Consider the following 17,529-nt stretch of genomic DNA (forward strand, 5'->3'; position numbering starts at 1 on the left):
GTCAGATCTTACAGGTCGAGCACCGATTCCGACGGACGGTCAGGCTCACGCACAAAAAAACCCCGGTCGTCTGACCGGGGCTCTCGTTTATACCGTGCCTTATCTTACGACACCGAACGCACCGAACCCGGTGCCTCTGCTGTCGGCTGCAACTTGAAGGTATAGAACAGCACCGTCAGCAGCGCCAGGAACGCCGGGCCGATATACAGCGCCACGCGCGTATCGGGGAAGTACGCCATCAGGCCCACCACCAGCACCAGGAATGCCAGCGCAAGATAGGAGCTGACCGGGTAGAGCCACATGCGATATTTCAGCGTGGCACGCTCGGAAGCGCTCAGGCCTTTGCGGAACTTGAGCTGGGCCAGCAGGATCATGACCCAGGTCCAGATCGCGCCGAAAGTGGCGATGGAGGTCACCCAGACGAAGACCTTTTCCGGCACCAGGTAGTTGAGCAGCACCCCCAGCAGCAAGGCGACGATGGACAGCAGCAGTGCGCGGCGTGGCACGCCGTTGCTGGAGGTCTTGGCGAAACCGGCCGGGGCCTGGCCGTTTTGCGCCAGGCTGTAGAGCATGCGACCCGTGCTGAAGATTCCACCATTGCAGGACGACAGCGCGGCGGTGATCACCACGAAGTTGATGATGCCGGCGGCGGTCTTGATGCCCAGGCGCTCGAAGGTCATCACGAACGGGCTGCCCTGGGTGCCGATTTCGTTCCACGGGTAGATCGACAGGATCACGAACAACGCGCCGACGTAGAACAGCAGGATCCGCCAGAACACCGAGCCGATGGCGTTGGGGATGGTTTTCTGTGGGTTGCGTGCTTCACCGGCGGTCAGGCCGATCATTTCCACGCCCAGGTAGGCGAACATGACCATTTGCAGGGACATCAACACGCCGGACACGCCGTTGGGCATGAAACCGCCGTGGGTCCACAGATTGGAAATACCCAGTGCCACGCCGTCGTTGCCGAAACCGAAGGCGATGATGCCGACGCCGCCGATGACCATGGCGATGATGGTCACGATCTTGATCAGGGCGAACCAGAATTCGAATTCACCGAAGGCCTTGACGGCGATCAGGTTGATCGAGCCCATGCTGACCAATGCGGCCAGGGCCCAGATCCAGCGGGGCACGTCGGGGAACCAGATGCCCATGTACACCGCCACCGCGGTGATCTCGGCCACGCAGGTCACCAGCCACAGGAACCAGTAGTTCCAACCGGTCAGGAAACCGGCGAGCGGGCCGAGGTAATCCTGGGCGTAGCGGCTGAACGAACCGGCCACCGGGTTGTGCACGGCCATTTCGCCGAGGGCGCGCATGATCACCAGGATCGCCAGGCCACCGATGATGTAGGACAGCATGATCGCCGGCCCGGCCATCTCGATCGCCTTGGCCGAACCTAGGAACAGCCCGACACCGATGCAGGCGCCAAGCGCCATCAAGCGGATATGCCGCTCGCCGAGCTCACGTTTGAGCGGACCACCCTGCGCGGTCTCGCCATGGGGCAGAGGATTGCCGACTGGCATAGGGATACAACCTCGTCTTGTTATTGGATTGACCACCGAGTCTCCAAAGCCGCGGGCGGATGGGCCTGCGGGCATTGCCGAAACCGGGCCTCCCTTGTGGGCAGACCGTCCTGTAGGAAAATTCCTCAAGATCAGCGGGTCGTGCAGTATAAAAAGCTCGGAACAGAAAGTTTCACTATAAAAGCAGGTTAATTCAGGTAGTTCCTCAGCCAAAAATGACTTTCTGGAGAGGCATTATCTGGGCTGACGATCTTTGAGAAGCTGCGCCGAGTATTGCACAGTGATGGTGCAGCGTCATGCGCTGGCATGGGTCGATGGCTCTGGTTCAAGGCTTTCAGACCCAACCAGCCCGTGGCGAGGGAGCTTGCTCCCGCTGGGGGGCGAAGCCGCCCTCGCTTTTCAGCTTTCAACTGCAGGCGGCCGCTGCGCGACCGAGCGGGAGCAAGCTCCCTCGCCACGATGACTACGTTGTTTTCGGAAAAGTCGTTCAACCATCAACGCGCCGGGTCGGAACAAGCACGGCTACCGTTATGGTTAACTCAGCCAAAGGAAGCACGGAATGCATCCTCTACGTCCAAACTCTCATCGGCTACGTCATGGACGTTCATCAGAACCGGGGCGAGGTTATCTTGTCACCACGGTAATCCACCGACGCGTACCTATCTTCAAAGATTTTCAGCTAGGCCGTTTGCTGGTTGCAGAAATGCGTCTGGCTCATGAGCGATATCAGGTCAACTCGCTTGCCTGGGTTGTGATGCCGGACCACCTTCATTGGTTGGTGCAGCTGGAACAACCTCGACTGTCTGAAGTGATGCAAGAGGTCAAGTCTCGCAGCACCCTTGCGATCAATCGAGCCATGGGCCGGACGGGCGCCATCTGGCAAAACGGGTTCCACGACAGGGCAATCCGCGACAATCAGGATTTGCGGCCCTGCGCTCGCTACATTATCGCCAACCCCCTTCGCGCTGGCCTGGTAGATCGCATTGGCGATTACCCGCTCTGGGATGTCATTTGGCTCTGAGTGCTTTTGTGGCGAGGGAGCAAGCTCCCTCGCCACAGGAACCTCAGCGCTCATGATTTCGGTGTCCACAATTTCCCCTCCCCCCACGCCAACCACCGTCTAAGCTTCAAGCAAGTCCGATCAATCTGCGTGAATGGATCAGTCGACTATGGGCGCTTTGTGGCAAACCGATTCGAATAAACCTGTGGTCCCGACTGAACGTATGGAAGAAGCGCCTTTACCCAAAAAAACTCGCCGCGCCCGGCATGGCTGGCGGGCGTTCTGGTTGTTGTTGCTGATTATCGTGGTGGTGGTCGGCCTGGCCGTGGCCAAGGAGATGCGCACGTCCCGGTTCCAGGCCCAGGAGCTCAGCAAATACGCGGCGTCCCTGACCTATGCGGTGCAACCCGGCCCCAGCGACGCCATCGTCTACCCCGGTGCGGGCCCGTTCGATCAGCGATTGGGCTACAGCTCCCTGGGGGAATTCCTGCCTCGTTTGCTCAAGCGTGACTACGTGATCGAGGCCCAGGCGCGTTTTTCTCCGGCCTTGATGGATTATGTCGACAAAGGCCTGTTCGTGCCCTACGCGGAAAAGATCCAGGCTGGCTTGACCATTACCGATTGCCGCGCCGCGCCGGTCTATCAGTTCAAGTATCCGCAACAGCTTTACGCCAGTTTCGATGACATTCCTCCGGTCGTGGTGCAAAGCCTTTTGTTCATCGAGAACCGCTTCCTGCTCGACCCCAAGCAACCATTGGCCAACCCCGCGGTGGACTGGCCACGCTTCGGCATGGCGGCGTGGTCCCAGGTCGCCAAATTGTTGAGCCTGCCAGGGCAATCCGCCGGCGGCAGCACGCTCGCGACGCAGTTGGAGAAATACCGGCATTCCCCCGAGGGCCTGACCGTGTCGGGCGCGGAGAAGATCCGTCAGATGATTTCCGCTAGCGTGCGCGCCTATCAGGCCGGCCCGCAAACCCTCGAGGCCCGCCAACGGGTCATTCGTGACTACCTCAACAGCGTGCCGCTTTCCGCCGTGCCGGGGCATGGCGAGGTCCACGGCATGGCGGAAGGGCTGAGGGTCTGGTATGGCGCGGATTTCAGACGGGCCAACGAACGATTGTCCAGCACCGCCACCGACCCCAAGAGCCTTGCGGAAAAAGGCCTGGCCCTGCGGGAAATGTTGTCGTTGATGATCGCCCAGCGACGCCCGTCGCACTATCTCTCGAAGGGGCACGACGAACTCGCCCGTCTCACCGACAGCCACATCCGGCTGCTGGCCCAGAACGGCGTGATCGATGCCGCGCTGGCAGATGCCGCACTGGCCAGTAAGGTCAGCTACCGCGATTGGGTCCAGGACCCGACCGTCCAGCCTATCGAAACCAACAAGGGCATCAGTGCCGCCCGCAGTCGCATCGCCGCGCTGCTCAATCGTCCGCTGTACGACCTCGATCGCCTCGACCTCTCCGCCACCAGCACGTTGCAAAGCGATTTGCAGGCCCAGGCCACCGAGTACCTCAAGCGATTGGCCGACCCGGCATTCGCCGCCGAGATCGGCCTGATGGGAGAACGCCTGTTGACCCCCACCAGCACCACGCAGGTGCGCTACAGCTTCACCTTGCTGGAACTGACCCCGGACGGCTCGCGAGTGCGCATCCAGACCGACAGCACCGACCAACCCTTCGACATCAATGAGGGCAGCAAACTGGAACTGGGCTCCACCGCCAAGTTGCGGGTGCTGACCACGTACTTGCAGATCATCGCCGAACTCCACGAGCGTTATGCGCAACAGGCCCCGGCTGCCCTGAAAAAAACCGAGGTCGCCGACCAGGACCGCCTGTCCCGCTGGGCCGTGGACTACCTGATCGAAAACACCGACCGCAGCCTGCCGAAAATGCTCGAAGCGGCGCTGGATCGCACGTATTCAGCCAGCCCCGGCGAGGCGTTTTTCACCGGCGGCGGGCTGCACACTTTTCATAACTTTCGCAAGGAGGACGACGGTCGCAACCCCACGCTGCGCGACGCCTTGCGTGAATCCATCAACCTGCCTTTCATTCGCCTGATGCGCGACCTGGTGCGCTACGCCACCTACGCCGGCCCGAATAACAGTTCCGAACTGCTCAAGGACGACAAAGACCCGCGTCGCCAGGAATACCTCGCCCAGTTCGCCGATCGCGAAGGCACCTCATTCCTGCTCAGGTTCTGGAAGAAGTACCAGAAAAAGGACACCGGCCAGCGCCTCGAGACCTTCCTCGACGGCATGCGCCCCACCGCCATCCGCCTGGCCGCCGTGCACCGCTATTTCTTTCCCAGCGACAGCCAGGAAAGCTTCAACCGCTTCGTGCGCGCTCATCTGAAGTCGGCTAAGAGCGCTGAAAAACTCACCGATGAACGCCTGGAACGGCTCTACCAGAGCTACGGCCCCGGCGCCTATGACCTGCCGGACCAAGGCTTCATCGCCAAGGTCCATCCGTTGGACCTGTGGCTGATGGGCTATCTGTTGAACAACCCCGACGCTAAGTTCAGCCAGATCGTCAAGGCCAGCCGGTTCGAGCGCCAGGAAGTCTATAGCTGGTTATTCAAAAGCCGGCACAAGAGCGCTCGGGACAGCCGTATCCGCACCATGCTCGAAATCGAAGCGTTCCTGGATATTCACCAACGCTGGCAGAAGGTCGGCTACCCGTTCGACCATCTCGTGCCGTCCCTTGCCACCGCGATCGGCAGCTCTGGGGATCGCCCCGCCGCGCTTGCGGAGCTGGTGGGGACGATTCTCAACGACGGTGTCCGCCAGCCTGCGCTGCGGGTCGACAGCCTGCAGTTCGCCGTCGACACGCCTTATGAAACGCGAGTGGTCAGCGATCCGGACAACGGCAAGCGCGTAATGCCGGTCGAAGTGGCCCGTGCGTTGCGCGGTGCATTGTCCCAAGTGGTGGATGCCGGCACCGCGAAACGGGTGGCCGGCAGCTTCAAACTGGCCGATGGCACGCCACTGGCCATGGGCGGCAAGACGGGCACCGGCGACAACCGTATCGAAGCCGTCGGCTCCGGTGGACGGGTCATCAGCTCCAAGTCCATCAACCGCACCGCGACGTTCGTGTTCTACATCGGTGACAGCCATTTCGGCACGCTCACCGCTTACGTACCCGGCGTGTCGGCGCAGAACTTCAAGTTCACCTCCGCCTTGCCGGTCCAGGTGCTCAAAGGCATGGCGCCGTTTCTCTCTCCCTACCTGCAACCGGGCACGCATACCCAGTGCCAGCCGTTGGTGACGAGCCGTTAAGGGACGAGCGATACGCGACGTCCCGATCCCACACATTCCCGTCTCCATTCCCACACTCAACGCGTGCTCGTCACGCCGTTGGACAATCGGCTGCTCGTCGGATTTATCGAAAACAGGCGTGCACAAAAGAAAGATATATCTTAAGTTCTATCTTAAGAACCTTGGAGGACACACAAATGAGAGACCCGCATTTCCATCCCCACCGCGAACACGCCGCCCACGACGGCTTCGACAAACGCCCGCCAGGCCGCGAACGCGGCGGCCGGGGACCCAGGGTATTCGCCCCTGGGGACTTGAAGTTGCTGTTATTGGCGCTGATTGCCGAACAACCCTGCCATGGCTATGACCTGATCCGCCGGATCGAAAGCATGTTCGACGGCGCCTACAGCCCCAGCCCCGGCGTGATCTACCCAACGCTGACGTTCCTTGAAGAAAGCGAAATGATCAGCGGCGACGCCGATGGTGGGAAAAAACGCTACAGCGTGACCGATGCCGGACGTCTATCCCTTGAAGAGCAAGCCGTGGCGCTCGACGGCGTAAGGATGCGCATCGAAGTGAGCAAGCGTTCGCTGCGCGGCCAGGATCGGCCCGCTGAAATCCACGAAGCGGTCCATAACCTGCGCCACGCCCTGCAAATGCACCATGGCCGCTGGAGCCCGGATGAAATCCTGCGGGTACGCGACCTGCTCAACGACACCGCCAAAGCCATTGTCGACGGCCCTGGCCGTCCAACCGTTTCGGAGTAAAAGCATGACTGGAGTCGATCCAAACACCATCCACCGCGTCAGCCACGAGATCAAACGCCGCCGCCTGCAAGTGCTGCGGGTGGTCGACCTGACACCGCGCATGCGCCGCATTACCGTCGGCGGGCCGGAACTGGCCGGGTTCGTCAGCCTGGGCACCGACGATCACATAAAACTGTTGTTCCCCCAGAACGCCGAGGAACACGCAGCCCTGGAAAACTTCGCGCCCGGCGCGGGCAAGGCACAGGGTCCGATGCCAGAAATGCGCGACTACACCCCGCGCCGCTATGACCTGGACGCCCTGGAGCTGGACATCGATTTCGTGCTCCATGGCGACGGCCCCGCTTCGACCTGGGCGGCCCAGGCCGCGCCCGGCCAATACCTCAACATCGCCGGGCCACGGGGGTCGATGATTGTGCCGGACGTCTTCGACAGCTACCTGTTGATCGGCGACGAAACCGCCTTGCCCGCCATCGCTCGCCGTCTCGAAGGCCTTGCCCCCAACCGGAAGGCCTTGGTGGTAGTGGAAGTGGAAAATGGCGCCGAACAGCAGGTGCTCCACAGCCCCGCGCAGGTGCATGTGATCTGGGTATTGCGTGAGGGGCGCGAGGACAGCCTGCTACGTACCGTGCAGCAGTTGGAAATGCCCGGCGGCAAGCTGTACGCCTGGGTCGCGACCGAGAGCAAGGTGTCCCGGCAGATCCGTAAGGTATTGCTGGAAGAGAAAGGCCTGGACCAGGATTTTGTGAAGGCCGTGGGGTATTGGAATCTGGATGACAGTGAGGAAGATTGAGGGATGGCTTGCTGCTGAAGTAACCTTCTGACACTAATGGCCCTTGTGGCGAGGGAGCTTGCTCCCGCTGGCTGCGCAGCAGCCCCCCAAAAAACAGTCACCTCGATCTATCTGATCCACCGAGTTGTCAGGTTTTGGGTCTGCTTCGCAGCCCAGCGGGAGCAAGCTCCCTCGCCACAGGGGGCTTCGTTGTCCTTGAGGGTTCACCCGACATTCCATCCCCACCAGGTACCCGGTCCCATGCTTTTCCTGATCGCCTACATCGGCAGCGTCGTGCTGATCAACTTCGCATTTTCAGCCGCGCCGCACCTGGACATCATCTGGTCGGCCTGGGGGGGCCTGGTGTTTATCTTGCGGGACATGGTGCAGACCCGCTTCGGCCATGGCGCCATCGTGGCGATGCTGGTGGCGCTGGTGCTGTCCTACGTCACCTCCGACCCAACCATCGCCCTGGCCAGCGCCACGGCGTTTGCCGTCTCCGAGTGCATCGACTGGCTGGTGTTCACGGTCACCAAGCGTCCGCTGCATGACCGGTTGTGGATCAGTTCGGCACTGAGCATCCCTCTCGACACATTCATTTTCTTCGGCCTGATCGACGCCCTGACGCCCGCCGTGATAATCACCGCCCTGCTCTCGAAATTCGCCGGGGTCACGGCCGTCTGGCTGATCATGGCCTGGCGTTTGCGCAAACAGGCCGTCGCCGGCTGACGCGGTTCATGTAAAATGCCGCGCTTTCTCCCCATGGGAAGCTCGCCCGGCGCGCGCCCCCGATGATCCGCTCCTGTTTTGAGGACCTTCAGATGACCCGTATCGGAACTCCATTGTCGCCCACCGCGACCCGCGTTTTGTTGTGTGGCAGCGGTGAGCTGGGCAAGGAAGTGGTAATCGAACTGCAGCGACTGGGCGTTGAAGTGATTGCGGTGGATCGCTACGCCAACGCGCCGGCGATGCAAGTGGCCCATCGCAGCCACGTGATCAACATGCTCGACGGCGCCGCCCTGCGTGCGGTGATCGAGGCCGAGAAGCCGCACTACATCGTGCCGGAGATCGAAGCCATCGCCACCGCCACCCTGGTGGAGCTGGAAGCCGAAGGTTTCACGGTGATTCCTACGGCCCGCGCCGCGCAACTGACCATGAACCGTGAAGGCATCCGTCGCCTGGCCGCCGAAGAGCTGGGCCTGCCGACTTCCCCGTATTTCTTCGCCGACACCGTGGAAGACTACCGGAAGGCCGTCGAGACCCTGGGTTTCCCCTGCGTGGTCAAGCCGGTGATGAGTTCCTCGGGCAAGGGCCAGAGCCTGCTGCGCGGCGTTGAAGACGTGCAGAAAGCCTGGGACTACGCTCAGGAAGGCGGCCGCGCTGGCAAGGGCCGGGTGATCATCGAAGGCTTCATCGATTTCGATTACGAAATCACCCTGCTAACCGTGCGCCATGTTGGCGGTACCACGTTCTGCGCACCGGTCGGCCACCGTCAGGAAAAGGGCGACTACCAGGAATCCTGGCAGCCACAGGCCATGAGCCCGGCGGCGCTGGCCGAATCCGAGCGCGTCGCCAAGGCAGTGACCGAGGCCCTGGGTGGCCGCGGCCTGTTTGGCGTCGAGCTGTTCATCAAGGGCGACCAAGTGTGGTTCAGCGAAGTCTCCCCGCGCCCCCACGATACCGGCCTGGTCACGCTGATCTCCCAGGACCTGTCTCAGTTCGCCCTGCACGCCCGGGCCATCCTCGGCCTGCCGATTCCGTTGATCCGCCAGTTCGGCCCATCGGCTTCGGCGGTGATCCTCGTGGAAGGCCAATCGACCCAGACCGCGTTTGCCAACCTCGGCGCCGCCCTGAGCGAGCCGGACACGGCGCTGCGTCTGTTCGGCAAGCCGGAAGTCAACGGTCAGCGCCGCCTGGGCGTGGCCCTGGCCCGCGACGAATCCATCGAAGCCGCCCGCGCCAAGGCGACCCGGGCTTCCCAGGCCGTCAAGATCGAGTTGTAAAGGTCATACACAATACCCCTGTGGCGAGGGAGCTTGCTCCCGCTGGGACGGTCCGACGCCTCGGGCGAAGCGGCCCCCTGCTTTGCCGGCCATCACACCGTAGGGGGATGCTGACGCATCCAGCGGGAGCAAGCTCCCTCGCCACAAAAGCCGCTTATGTTCAGATTCCGGCAAAAAAAAAGGCGACACCCGCAAGGGTGTCGCCTTTTTCATGAGCGCCGGTAGGGCTTAATCCGGCAATTTGTAGGCGATCACATAGTCACCCTGCTTGGTGCCCAGGGAACCGTGCCCCCCTGCAACGACCAGCACGTATTGCTTACCGTCCTTGCCGGTGTAGGTCATCGGCGTGGTCTGAGCGCCAGCAGGCAGGCGGCCTTCCCACAGTTGCTTGCCGTTCTTCACGTCATAAGCGCGCAGGTACTGGTCAAGCGTGCCGCTGAGGAATGCCAGGCCACTGGCGGTGGTGAATGTGCCGCCCAGGCTTGGAACACCCATGCTCAGCGGGATCGGAACCGGCGAGCTGTCGCGCACCGTGCCGTTCTTGTGCATCCACAGGGTCTTGTTGTTGGTCAGGTCCACGGCCGCGACATAACCCCACGCAGGCGCCTGGCACGGCAGCCCCATGGGCGAGAGCAGGGCTTCGAGGATCACGCCATATGGCGCGCCTTTGTTTGGCTGCACGCCTTCGGTCTCGCTCTTGCGACCCGGGCCACCGGCCACTTCCGCCGCCGGTACCAACTTCGATTTAAACGCCATGTAGCTCGGGTTGACGAAGGCGATCTGGCGCACCGGATCGACAGAAATGCCGCCCCAGTCGAACACACCGAAGTTGCCGGGATAAACAATCGAGCCCTGCAACGAAGGCGGTGTGAACATACCGTCATAGCGCAGCGACTTGAAGTCGATCCGGCACAGCATCTGGTCGAACGGCGTGACGCCCCACATGTCCCGCTCCTTGAGGACCGGCGGCACGAAGTTCAGGTCGGACATCGGCTGGGTCGGCGAGGTGAAGTCGCCTTCCACCGCGCCTTGGGGCACTGGGACCTCCTTGATCGGCACGATCGGCTGGCCGTTGCTGCGGTCCAGCACGTAGATGCTGCCCTGCTTGGTCGATGCCAGCACAGCCGGCTTCACGCCTTCGGCGGTTTTCATGTCCATCAGGGTCGGTTGACCACCAACGTCCATGTCCCACAGATCGTGGTGAGTGAACTGGAAGTACCAGCGCACCTTGCCGGTGGCGATGTCCAGGGCGGTCAGGCCAGCGGCGTATTTTTCCGATTCAGGGGTACGGAAACCACCAAACTGGTCGGGGGTCTGGTTGCCCATCGGCAGGTAAAGCATGCCGAGTTTTTCATCGACGCTGAACATGGACCACATGTTCGGCGAGTTGCGGGTGTAGGTCTGGCCTTCGGCAATCGGCGTGGTGTCGTCCGGGTTGCCGCTGTCCCAGTTCCACACCAGCTTGCCGGTGTGCACGTCATAGGCGCGGATCACGCCGCTTGGCTCGTCGGTGGAGACGTTATCGGTGACATGGCCGCCGATAACGACCAAATTCTGGGTGACCGCCGGTGGCGAAGTGGAGTAGTAACCGCCGGCCGTGAAACCACCGATGTTGGCGCTCAAGTCGACCTGGCCTTTGTCGCCGAAGTCTTCGCACATCTTGCCGGTGTCGGCGTTGAGGGCGATCAGGCGGGTGTCGGCCGTCGGCAGGAAGATCCGCCGTGGGCAAACGGTGCTGGCCGGCGTAGTGCTGGCGGCGCCGGTCGGGCTCTGCTCGGCCGAGGCGTAGACGGCGTCATCGTGATAGCTCACGCCACGGCAGGTCATGTGGGCCCAGCCCTTGAAGTTTTCCGCGTTCTGCGTAGAAAGCTTCGGATCGAAGCGCCAGATTTCCTTGCCGGTTTCTGGCTCCAGAGCGATGACCTGGCTGTGGGGCGTGCACACATAAAGCATGCCGTTGACCTTCAGCGGGGTATTTTCCGCGGTGGTCTCGCCTGGGTCGTTCGGCCCTGGCAGGTCACCGGTGCGGAACGTCCAGGCTTCCTTCAGCTTGCTGACGTTTTCAGGGGTGATCTGCGCCAGTGGCGAATAACGGTCGCCATGGGCGCTGCGGCCGTAGGAGTTCCAATCCCCGTCCGGCATGGCTGGTGCGGTGTTGGTCACGCCCGGCACGCTGTCGCGGTCCAGTTGGCCCTTGATCTCACCAGGGTTGGTGAATTGGCTGGCGAGGGCGGCGATACCCGCGATGACAACGGCCGCACCCAGCGCTCGGGTGCCCATCGGCGATGCATCGGCGGTCAGCAACGGGCGCCGGAACCACGGCAGCAGCATGACGATGCCCAAGGCGAACAGCATGGCCAGGCGCGGCACCAATTGCCACCAATCCAGGCCCACTTCCCATAACGCCCACACCGTACTGGCGAATAAAACCAGCGCGTACATCCCCAGCGCTGCACGGCGCGCCAGAATCAGCAGTACACCAGTAATCGCCAGGCCGATGCCCGCCAGCAGATAATACAGCGAGCCGCCGAGCGTGCTCAGTTTGATCCCACCAGCCAACAAGGCCAGCCCCATCAATAGAAGCAGAATGCCGAGCAAGCTCGGTAGCAGACGGCTTCGACTCAAAGCACCCTCAGCGCTCATAGTGTGTATCTCCGTGACGTTTTAAAGAGTCCCGCGCAAGTAGTCACTTTAGATGACGATCTTGAGGGGGCATGGTTCAGTTGGAAAAAGGCAAATTCGATGACGCGGTCGCTGTGGGAACGGACTTGCTCGCGATCAAGGCGTGTCAGTCGACTCGAATGTTGAATGTGCAATCGCTATGGTGAGTAAGCTCGTTCCCACAGGAATTTACCAAGACAGCGCTGTCTCTCAGGATCGCGACATTCGGCATTCTTTAGACCTTTCAACAGGAGTAGCTGGACGCAGAGGCTCTGGTACGCCAGAAGAAGCGTTTCAGCAAGCGGCGCAAGGATAATGTCCTGTTACAAATAGCGAAAGCGCTTTTGTTGACATGGATCATCTCGAATTCGGTAACAGTGTGCCGGGGATACAAGCCCTGATAACGGCGGCACTTCCCCCCGCAGAGCGCCTCGGCTAAGGTGCGCGGCTTCACAGCTCATCATGCAAGGCTTGCCATGACCGAACCGAACAACAACCCACTGCACGGCGTGACCCTGGAGCAGATCCTCAATGCCCTGGTGCAGCACTACGAATGGTCAGGCCTGGCGGAACGCATCGACATCCGTTGCTTCAAGAGCGACCCGAGCATCAAGTCGAGCCTGACCTTCCTGCGCAAGACGCCATGGGCACGGGAGAAGGTCGAGCGCTTGTACGTCAAGTTGATGCGCACCAAGCGGCCTATCTGAACCATGAACGTGCGAACCGGTTTCGTGTCGATGCTGGCATTGCTCGGCTGGGTGGGATTGAGCATTCAGCTCTACCTGATCCTGCTGGGCCGATGGGAACTGGGCGCGAGCCTGTTGGGCGGCCTGGTCAACTTCTTCAGTTTCTTCACCGTATTGACCAATACCTTGGCCGCCGTGGTATTGACTTGGGAAGTGACCCGCCGTGAATCAGCGGTGAGGCGTTGGTTCCTGCGTCCAGCGGTACGCAGCGGCATCGCGGTGAGCATCGCCTTGGTCGGCCTGGCCTATAACGTATTGCTGCGCCATCTCTGGCAACCGGAAGGCTGGCAATTTATCGCCGACGAACTGCTGCACGACATCATGCCGGTGCTGTTCATCATCTATTGGGGGCTCTGGGTGCCCAAAGGCACGTTGCGCCTGGGCCACGTCGGGCTGTGGATGATTTACCCGCTGGTGTACTTCGCCTACATCCTGCTACGGGGTGATCTGCTGGCGGCCTATCCCTACCCTTTCATCGACGTGACGAGCCTGGGTTATCCACAGGTGTTCATCAATGCCGGGGGCGTGTTGGCCGGGTTTGTCGGGATTGCGCTGGGGGTGGTGGGGTTGGATCGGTGGTTGGGACGACGATCGATTAAAGCCTTGTGAGACGCCCCTGCGGAGAGGGAGCTTGCTCCCTCTCCGCAGGGATTTTGTATTCACAAGTGGACATCAACGCCTTGCCGGCAGCATCCACACCAATCCATTGGCCTTGGCCCGTTCATGACACAACGCCAGGACGCTGCGCCGTTCATCGTTGCTCATCTTGCGCCATTGAGTGATCTCGGAGACGGTGCGCTGGCAACCGGTGCAGACGTCGTCATCGTCCAGCGAGCAGATGTTTACGCAGGGCGACGGAATCGGGCGTTCAGGTGTGTTCATTGTTCCTGCTCGATCAGGTCGCGTGCGTAGCGCTGCGAGTTGTGAACGTAGTGCGCCGCACTGGCTTCGAGCATTTTTTTCTGGGCCTCGGTCAGTTCTCGCACGACCTTGCCCGGAGAGCCCATGACCAGCGAACCATCGGGTATTTCCTTGCCTTCGCCGATCAGCGAGTTGGCGCCGATGATGCAGTTCTTGCCGATCTTCGCGCCGTTGAGGATTACCGCGTTGATGCCGATCAGGCTGTAGTCCCCGACTGTGCAGCCGTGAAGCATGGCGTTGTGGCCGATGGTCACGCCAGTGCCGATGGTCAGCGGATAACCCATGTCGGTGTGCATCACCGTGCCGTCCTGTACGTTGCTGTCCTTGCCAATCAGGATCAATTCGTTGTCGCCACGCAACACCGCGTTGAACCAGACGTTGGCGCCCTCTTCGAGGCGGACCTTGCCCACCAGCGTGGCGTTGGGCGCGACCCAGCTCTGTGGGTGGGTTTCGACACGGGCATCGCCCAAGCGGTATTTCATGGGAATCCTCGGGGCATCAGGTGTTGATGAAAGTCTTGGGCGGCGTGTGCAGGTCGATGCCGGCGTCGTACAGCAGGTTGACCAACTCCACGATCATGATCGCCGTCAGCCCCCAGATCTTGTAGCCCTCGAAACGGTAGCTGGGCACGTACCAACTGCGGCCCTGGTAGTCGATGCGGTGGGTGTGCTCGCGCGGGTCCTTGCGGAAAAATTCCAACGGCACGCTGAACACGGCGGCGATCTCGGCGTCGTTGGCCTGGTATTCGACGTAATCCGGAATCACGCCGACGTAAGGCGTGACCTTGATACCGTGCAACGAGATCAGTGGACTGAGGGGACCAATCACCTCCACCAGGCCGGGGGGCAGGCCAATTTCCTCTTCGGCTTCGCGCAGGGCGGTGAAGATCAGGTCGGGGTCTTCCGGGTCTCGACGTCCACCGGGGAACGCCACTTCGCCGCCGTGGGTCGAGAGACCGCTGGCGCGCAGGGTCAGCACCAGCTCCGGTTCATCACTGCGCGTGATCGGCACCAGCACCGCCGCTTCAGGAAAACGCCGATCGGTCTCCAGATCGCGCGGCGTATGGTTGCTTACTCGATGCAGTAGCTCGTCCAGCATGAGACTTCTCGATTTATTCGCTGCCTAGCATCATGCACCAATCAGGCAAGCGGCCCAAGCCCCGGACCGCGTCATGTCGCGAAACGACAACTTGCCGATACCGGCCCGCACACGCCAAGATAGGCGCAGCCTTCAGGAATCCAAGCATGAAATTCTGCAGCCAGTGCGGTAACCCGGTGACCCAGCGCATACCCGAGGGCGACTCGCGCCTGCGTTTTGTCTGCGACACCTGCCACACCATTCATTACCAGAACCCCAATATCGTTGCCGGATGTGTACCGACCTGGGGCAGTAAAGTCCTGTTGTGCCGGCGCGCCATCGAGCCACGGCGTGGTTACTGGACCTTGCCGGCGGGCTTCATGGAAAACGGCGAAACCGTCGAGCAAGCCGCCGTGCGCGAAACCGCCGAGGAAGCCTGCGCCCGGGTGCGAAACCTGAGCATCTATACGCTGATCGACGTTCCGCACATCAGCCAAGTGCATGTGTTCTTCCGCGCCGAGCTGGTGGACGAGGATTTCGCCGCGGGCCCCGAAAGCCTGGAAGTGAAACTGTTCGAAGAAGCTGACATCCCGTGGGACGAGCTGGCTTTCCGCACCGTGGGCCGTACCCTAGAATACTTCTACGCTGACCGGCGGGCCGAGCAATACCCGGTGCGATCCGAGTCGATTCCGCCGCTGACTCAGCCTGCCAATACGTAGGTTCTGTACGAAATGTGTTCGCGCGAAGGCCAGACAAGGCGAAACGGGGCGAGGAAGCGCAGTGTACTGGAGTACATGAGCATTCCGAGCCTCGTTTCAACGCAGTATGGGCGAGTGCGGATACATTTCGTACAGAGCCCAGAAAATCCAATATAGCCGCGACACCTCTAGGGATATCGTTTCAATGCGCTGGTTGCTTGTGCTGTTCTGCTTGTCGTTCACCGCCATGTCCCAGGCCGCCGCCGTGGGAACCTACAACGGCAAAGTCATCGAAAAAGTCCTGGTGCTCAAGTCCGCCCATCAATTGCAATTGATCAACGACGGCAAGCCCCTCAAGACCTATCGCATCTCCTTGGGCAAGGGCGCCAAGAAAGGCCCCAAGTTGATCGAGGGCGACAAGCGCACCCCCGAAGGCTTTTACTGGATCGACTGGCGCAAGGTCAGCGACCGGTTCTACCTGTCCATGCACATTTCCTACCCCAACATCAGCGACGCCGCCCGCGCCCGCCGCGAAGGCGTGGAGCCGGGAGGCATGATCATGATTCATGGCACGCCGGACTCGGAGGAGAACCCTGAGCAGTTGTTCCACACCCTGGACTGGACCGACGGCTGCATCGCCATGCGCAATGTGGACATGCGTGAGGTGTGGAACCTTGTGCCGGATGGGACGATGATCGAGATTCGGCCGTAGCCCATTTTCTTGCGGCAAGAAGTTCCTGTGGATAAGCGCTCTTGTGGCGAGGGAGCTTGCTCCCGCTGGGACGGTCCGACGCCTCGGGCGCAGCAACCCCAAAGTAGTCAACTCGATCTGCCTGACACACCGCGCTGTCAGGTTTCAGGGCCGCTTCGCAGCCCAGCGGGAGCAAGCTCCCTCGCCACAGGGTTCGATGTCGATTGGCATATTTGTCAACGACACGAAACCACTGTGGGAGCTTGCTCGCGATGAAGATCAAGGCTCGTCCCGAGGCGGCCTGGTTCTGGGTGTTCGCGTTTCCCCTGTGGGAGCGAGCCTGCTCGCGATAGCGGTGGCTCAGTCAATGAGAATGTTGGATGTGCCGGCGGATATACACACAAAACGCACTACCACCGGTCGCCAGAAAAATAAATATCAAACTCCACAACCCGCCCTCCGTGCATACCACTGACCTTCAAAAACCCCATCCCAACGCTGTAATTCCACGCCCCACAAAAACCACCCTAATACCACTTAAATAACACCCGAATGAATACCCAGAAAACACAGGCCAGCCCTAGAAAAGCAGCGTTGACATGGTATTCAAGTGGTATTAGCTTCCACCCCAAGCCACCGAGCGACAACGCCCACAAAAAACCGCATCGGACACCCAGATGAACATCCAGACCCTGCGCCCCGACGACACCCAACCCACCCCGCTCTACCTGCAACTGGCCCGCAATCTGGAAGCCGCCATCCACGCTGGCCAGTGGAAAGCCGAACAAGCGATGCCGTCCGAGCGCAGCTTGAGCGAGCAATTGGGGATATCCCGGGTCACCGCGCGCAAGGCGCTGGAAGTGCTGTTCGAACAAGGCCTGATCCGCCGCAACCAAGGCTCGGGTACGTTCATCACCCCACGCCTGGAACAACCGCTCTCACGCCTTAGCGGTTTCAGCGAAATGCTCCGGCTCAAAGGCTTTGTGCCCGGCTCCCAATGGCTGGAGCGGGAGATCACCCCGCCAACCCATGAGGAATTGATACGCCTGGGCCTCTCGCCCACCGACAAAGTCGCCCGGCTCAAACGGCTGCGCAAGGCCGACGACACGGTCATGGCCATCGAGATGAGCACCCTGCCCGCATCGATCATTGCCAAGCCGCAGGCGGTGGGCGATTCGCTTTATGAATTCCTCGACAGCATCGGCAAACCGGTAGTGCGCGCCCTGCAACACATCCAGGCCATCAACGCCTCGGACGAATTCGCCGCCCTGGTGGGCATCGCCCCCGGCACCGCGATGCTGTTGATGACGCGGGTCGGCTACCTGGAAGACAACACGCCCATCGAAGTCACCGACACCTATTGCCGCAACGACTATTACGACTTCGTCGCAGAGTTGCGGCGCTAGACGACCCG

General features: G+C 61.2%; 16 protein-coding genes. 11 read left to right on the forward strand and 5 right to left on the reverse strand.

All coding sequences use genetic code 11. From position 1 onward, the window contains the following. Positions 1 to 104: 104 nt before the first annotated feature. Positions 105 to 1,526: an amino acid permease gene (locus M1D68_RS20095; RefSeq protein WP_457968103.1), complete on the reverse strand. Its 1,422-nt coding sequence runs from the start codon at positions 1,524 to 1,526 to the stop codon at positions 105 to 107. A gap of 559 nt (positions 1,527 to 2,085) precedes the next feature. On the opposite strand from M1D68_RS20095, the gene M1D68_RS20100 reads away from it, so the two are divergent. The 6 genes from M1D68_RS20100 (at position 2,086) to purT (ending at position 9,321) form a co-directional block, all read left to right on the forward strand. Next, a complete protein-coding gene (locus tag M1D68_RS20100) occupies positions 2,086 to 2,547 on the forward strand; it encodes an REP-associated tyrosine transposase (RefSeq protein WP_457968104.1) in 462 nt (153 codons plus the stop codon). A 148-nt stretch (positions 2,548 to 2,695) separates the two neighbouring features. After that, positions 2,696 to 5,803 (forward strand): transglycosylase domain-containing protein, encoded by a 3,108-nt coding sequence (locus M1D68_RS20105; RefSeq protein ID WP_445570831.1) that lies wholly within the window; start codon positions 2,696 to 2,698, stop codon positions 5,801 to 5,803. 176 nt (positions 5,804 to 5,979) lie between these two features. Beyond that, positions 5,980 to 6,549: a PadR family transcriptional regulator gene (locus M1D68_RS20110; RefSeq protein ID WP_434560417.1), complete on the forward strand. Its 570-nt coding sequence runs from the start codon at positions 5,980 to 5,982 to the stop codon at positions 6,547 to 6,549. A gap of 4 nt (positions 6,550 to 6,553) precedes the next feature. Continuing rightward, the gene (locus M1D68_RS20115) at positions 6,554 to 7,339 is read left to right on the forward strand and encodes a siderophore-interacting protein (RefSeq protein ID WP_457968105.1); all 786 of its coding nucleotides are present in this window, start codon (positions 6,554 to 6,556) and stop codon (positions 7,337 to 7,339) included. Positions 7,340 to 7,579: 240 nt separating this feature from the next. Then, complete coding sequence (locus M1D68_RS20120) at positions 7,580 to 8,047, forward strand: VUT family protein (RefSeq protein WP_420765341.1); 468 nt, start codon at positions 7,580 to 7,582, stop codon at positions 8,045 to 8,047. Between the two features lie 92 nt (positions 8,048 to 8,139). Beyond that, on the forward strand, positions 8,140 to 9,321 hold the full coding sequence (gene purT / locus M1D68_RS20125; protein WP_434560421.1) for a formate-dependent phosphoribosylglycinamide formyltransferase: 1,182 nt from the start codon (positions 8,140 to 8,142) through the stop codon (positions 9,319 to 9,321). A gap of 228 nt (positions 9,322 to 9,549) precedes the next feature. Here purT and M1D68_RS20130 read toward each other — a convergent pair whose 3' ends face one another. Next, positions 9,550 to 11,964 (reverse strand): glucose/quinate/shikimate family membrane-bound PQQ-dependent dehydrogenase, encoded by a 2,415-nt coding sequence (locus M1D68_RS20130; RefSeq protein WP_457968106.1) that lies wholly within the window; start codon positions 11,962 to 11,964, stop codon positions 9,550 to 9,552. A gap of 494 nt (positions 11,965 to 12,458) precedes the next feature. On the opposite strand from M1D68_RS20130, the gene M1D68_RS20135 reads away from it, so the two are divergent. Continuing rightward, positions 12,459 to 12,689 carry a VF530 family protein gene (locus M1D68_RS20135; RefSeq protein WP_420765344.1) on the forward strand — a complete coding sequence of 77 codons (231 nt, stop codon included), beginning with the start codon at positions 12,459 to 12,461 and terminating at the stop codon, positions 12,687 to 12,689. Between the two features lie 3 nt (positions 12,690 to 12,692). Next, positions 12,693 to 13,337, forward strand: coding sequence for a Pr6Pr family membrane protein (locus M1D68_RS20140; protein WP_434560425.1), 645 nt, complete (start codon positions 12,693 to 12,695; stop codon positions 13,335 to 13,337). 63 nt (positions 13,338 to 13,400) lie between these two features. On the opposite strand, the gene M1D68_RS20145 is transcribed toward M1D68_RS20140, so the two are convergent. Genes M1D68_RS20145 through M1D68_RS20155 form a run of 3 tightly spaced genes read right to left on the reverse strand, consistent with a single transcriptional unit; the run spans position 13,401 to position 14,747 of the window. Continuing rightward, positions 13,401 to 13,610, reverse strand: coding sequence for a DUF1289 domain-containing protein (locus tag M1D68_RS20145; protein ID WP_420765346.1), 210 nt, complete (start codon positions 13,608 to 13,610; stop codon positions 13,401 to 13,403). Then, positions 13,607 to 14,131, reverse strand: coding sequence for a gamma carbonic anhydrase family protein (locus M1D68_RS20150; RefSeq protein WP_420765347.1), 525 nt, complete (start codon positions 14,129 to 14,131; stop codon positions 13,607 to 13,609). Before M1D68_RS20150 ends, M1D68_RS20145 begins: the two co-directional genes overlap by 4 nt. A 16-nt stretch (positions 14,132 to 14,147) precedes the next feature. Next, on the reverse strand, positions 14,148 to 14,747 hold the full coding sequence (locus tag M1D68_RS20155) for a CoA pyrophosphatase (RefSeq protein WP_420765348.1): 600 nt from the start codon (positions 14,745 to 14,747) through the stop codon (positions 14,148 to 14,150). Between the two features lie 146 nt (positions 14,748 to 14,893). On the opposite strand from M1D68_RS20155, the gene M1D68_RS20160 reads away from it, so the two are divergent. The 3 genes from M1D68_RS20160 (at position 14,894) to M1D68_RS20170 (ending at position 17,521) form a co-directional block, all read left to right on the forward strand. Beyond that, positions 14,894 to 15,445: an NUDIX hydrolase gene (locus M1D68_RS20160; protein WP_434560427.1), complete on the forward strand. Its 552-nt coding sequence runs from the start codon at positions 14,894 to 14,896 to the stop codon at positions 15,443 to 15,445. Between the two features lie 184 nt (positions 15,446 to 15,629). Continuing rightward, on the forward strand, positions 15,630 to 16,136 hold the full coding sequence (locus tag M1D68_RS20165) for a L,D-transpeptidase family protein (RefSeq protein WP_434560429.1): 507 nt from the start codon (positions 15,630 to 15,632) through the stop codon (positions 16,134 to 16,136). A gap of 656 nt (positions 16,137 to 16,792) precedes the next feature. Next, positions 16,793 to 17,521, forward strand: coding sequence for a GntR family transcriptional regulator (locus M1D68_RS20170; RefSeq protein WP_420765351.1), 729 nt, complete (start codon positions 16,793 to 16,795; stop codon positions 17,519 to 17,521). The last annotated feature ends 8 nt before the right edge of the window (positions 17,522 to 17,529 follow it).

The sequence above is a fragment of the Pseudomonas sp. R4-84 genome (assembly GCF_054130985.1).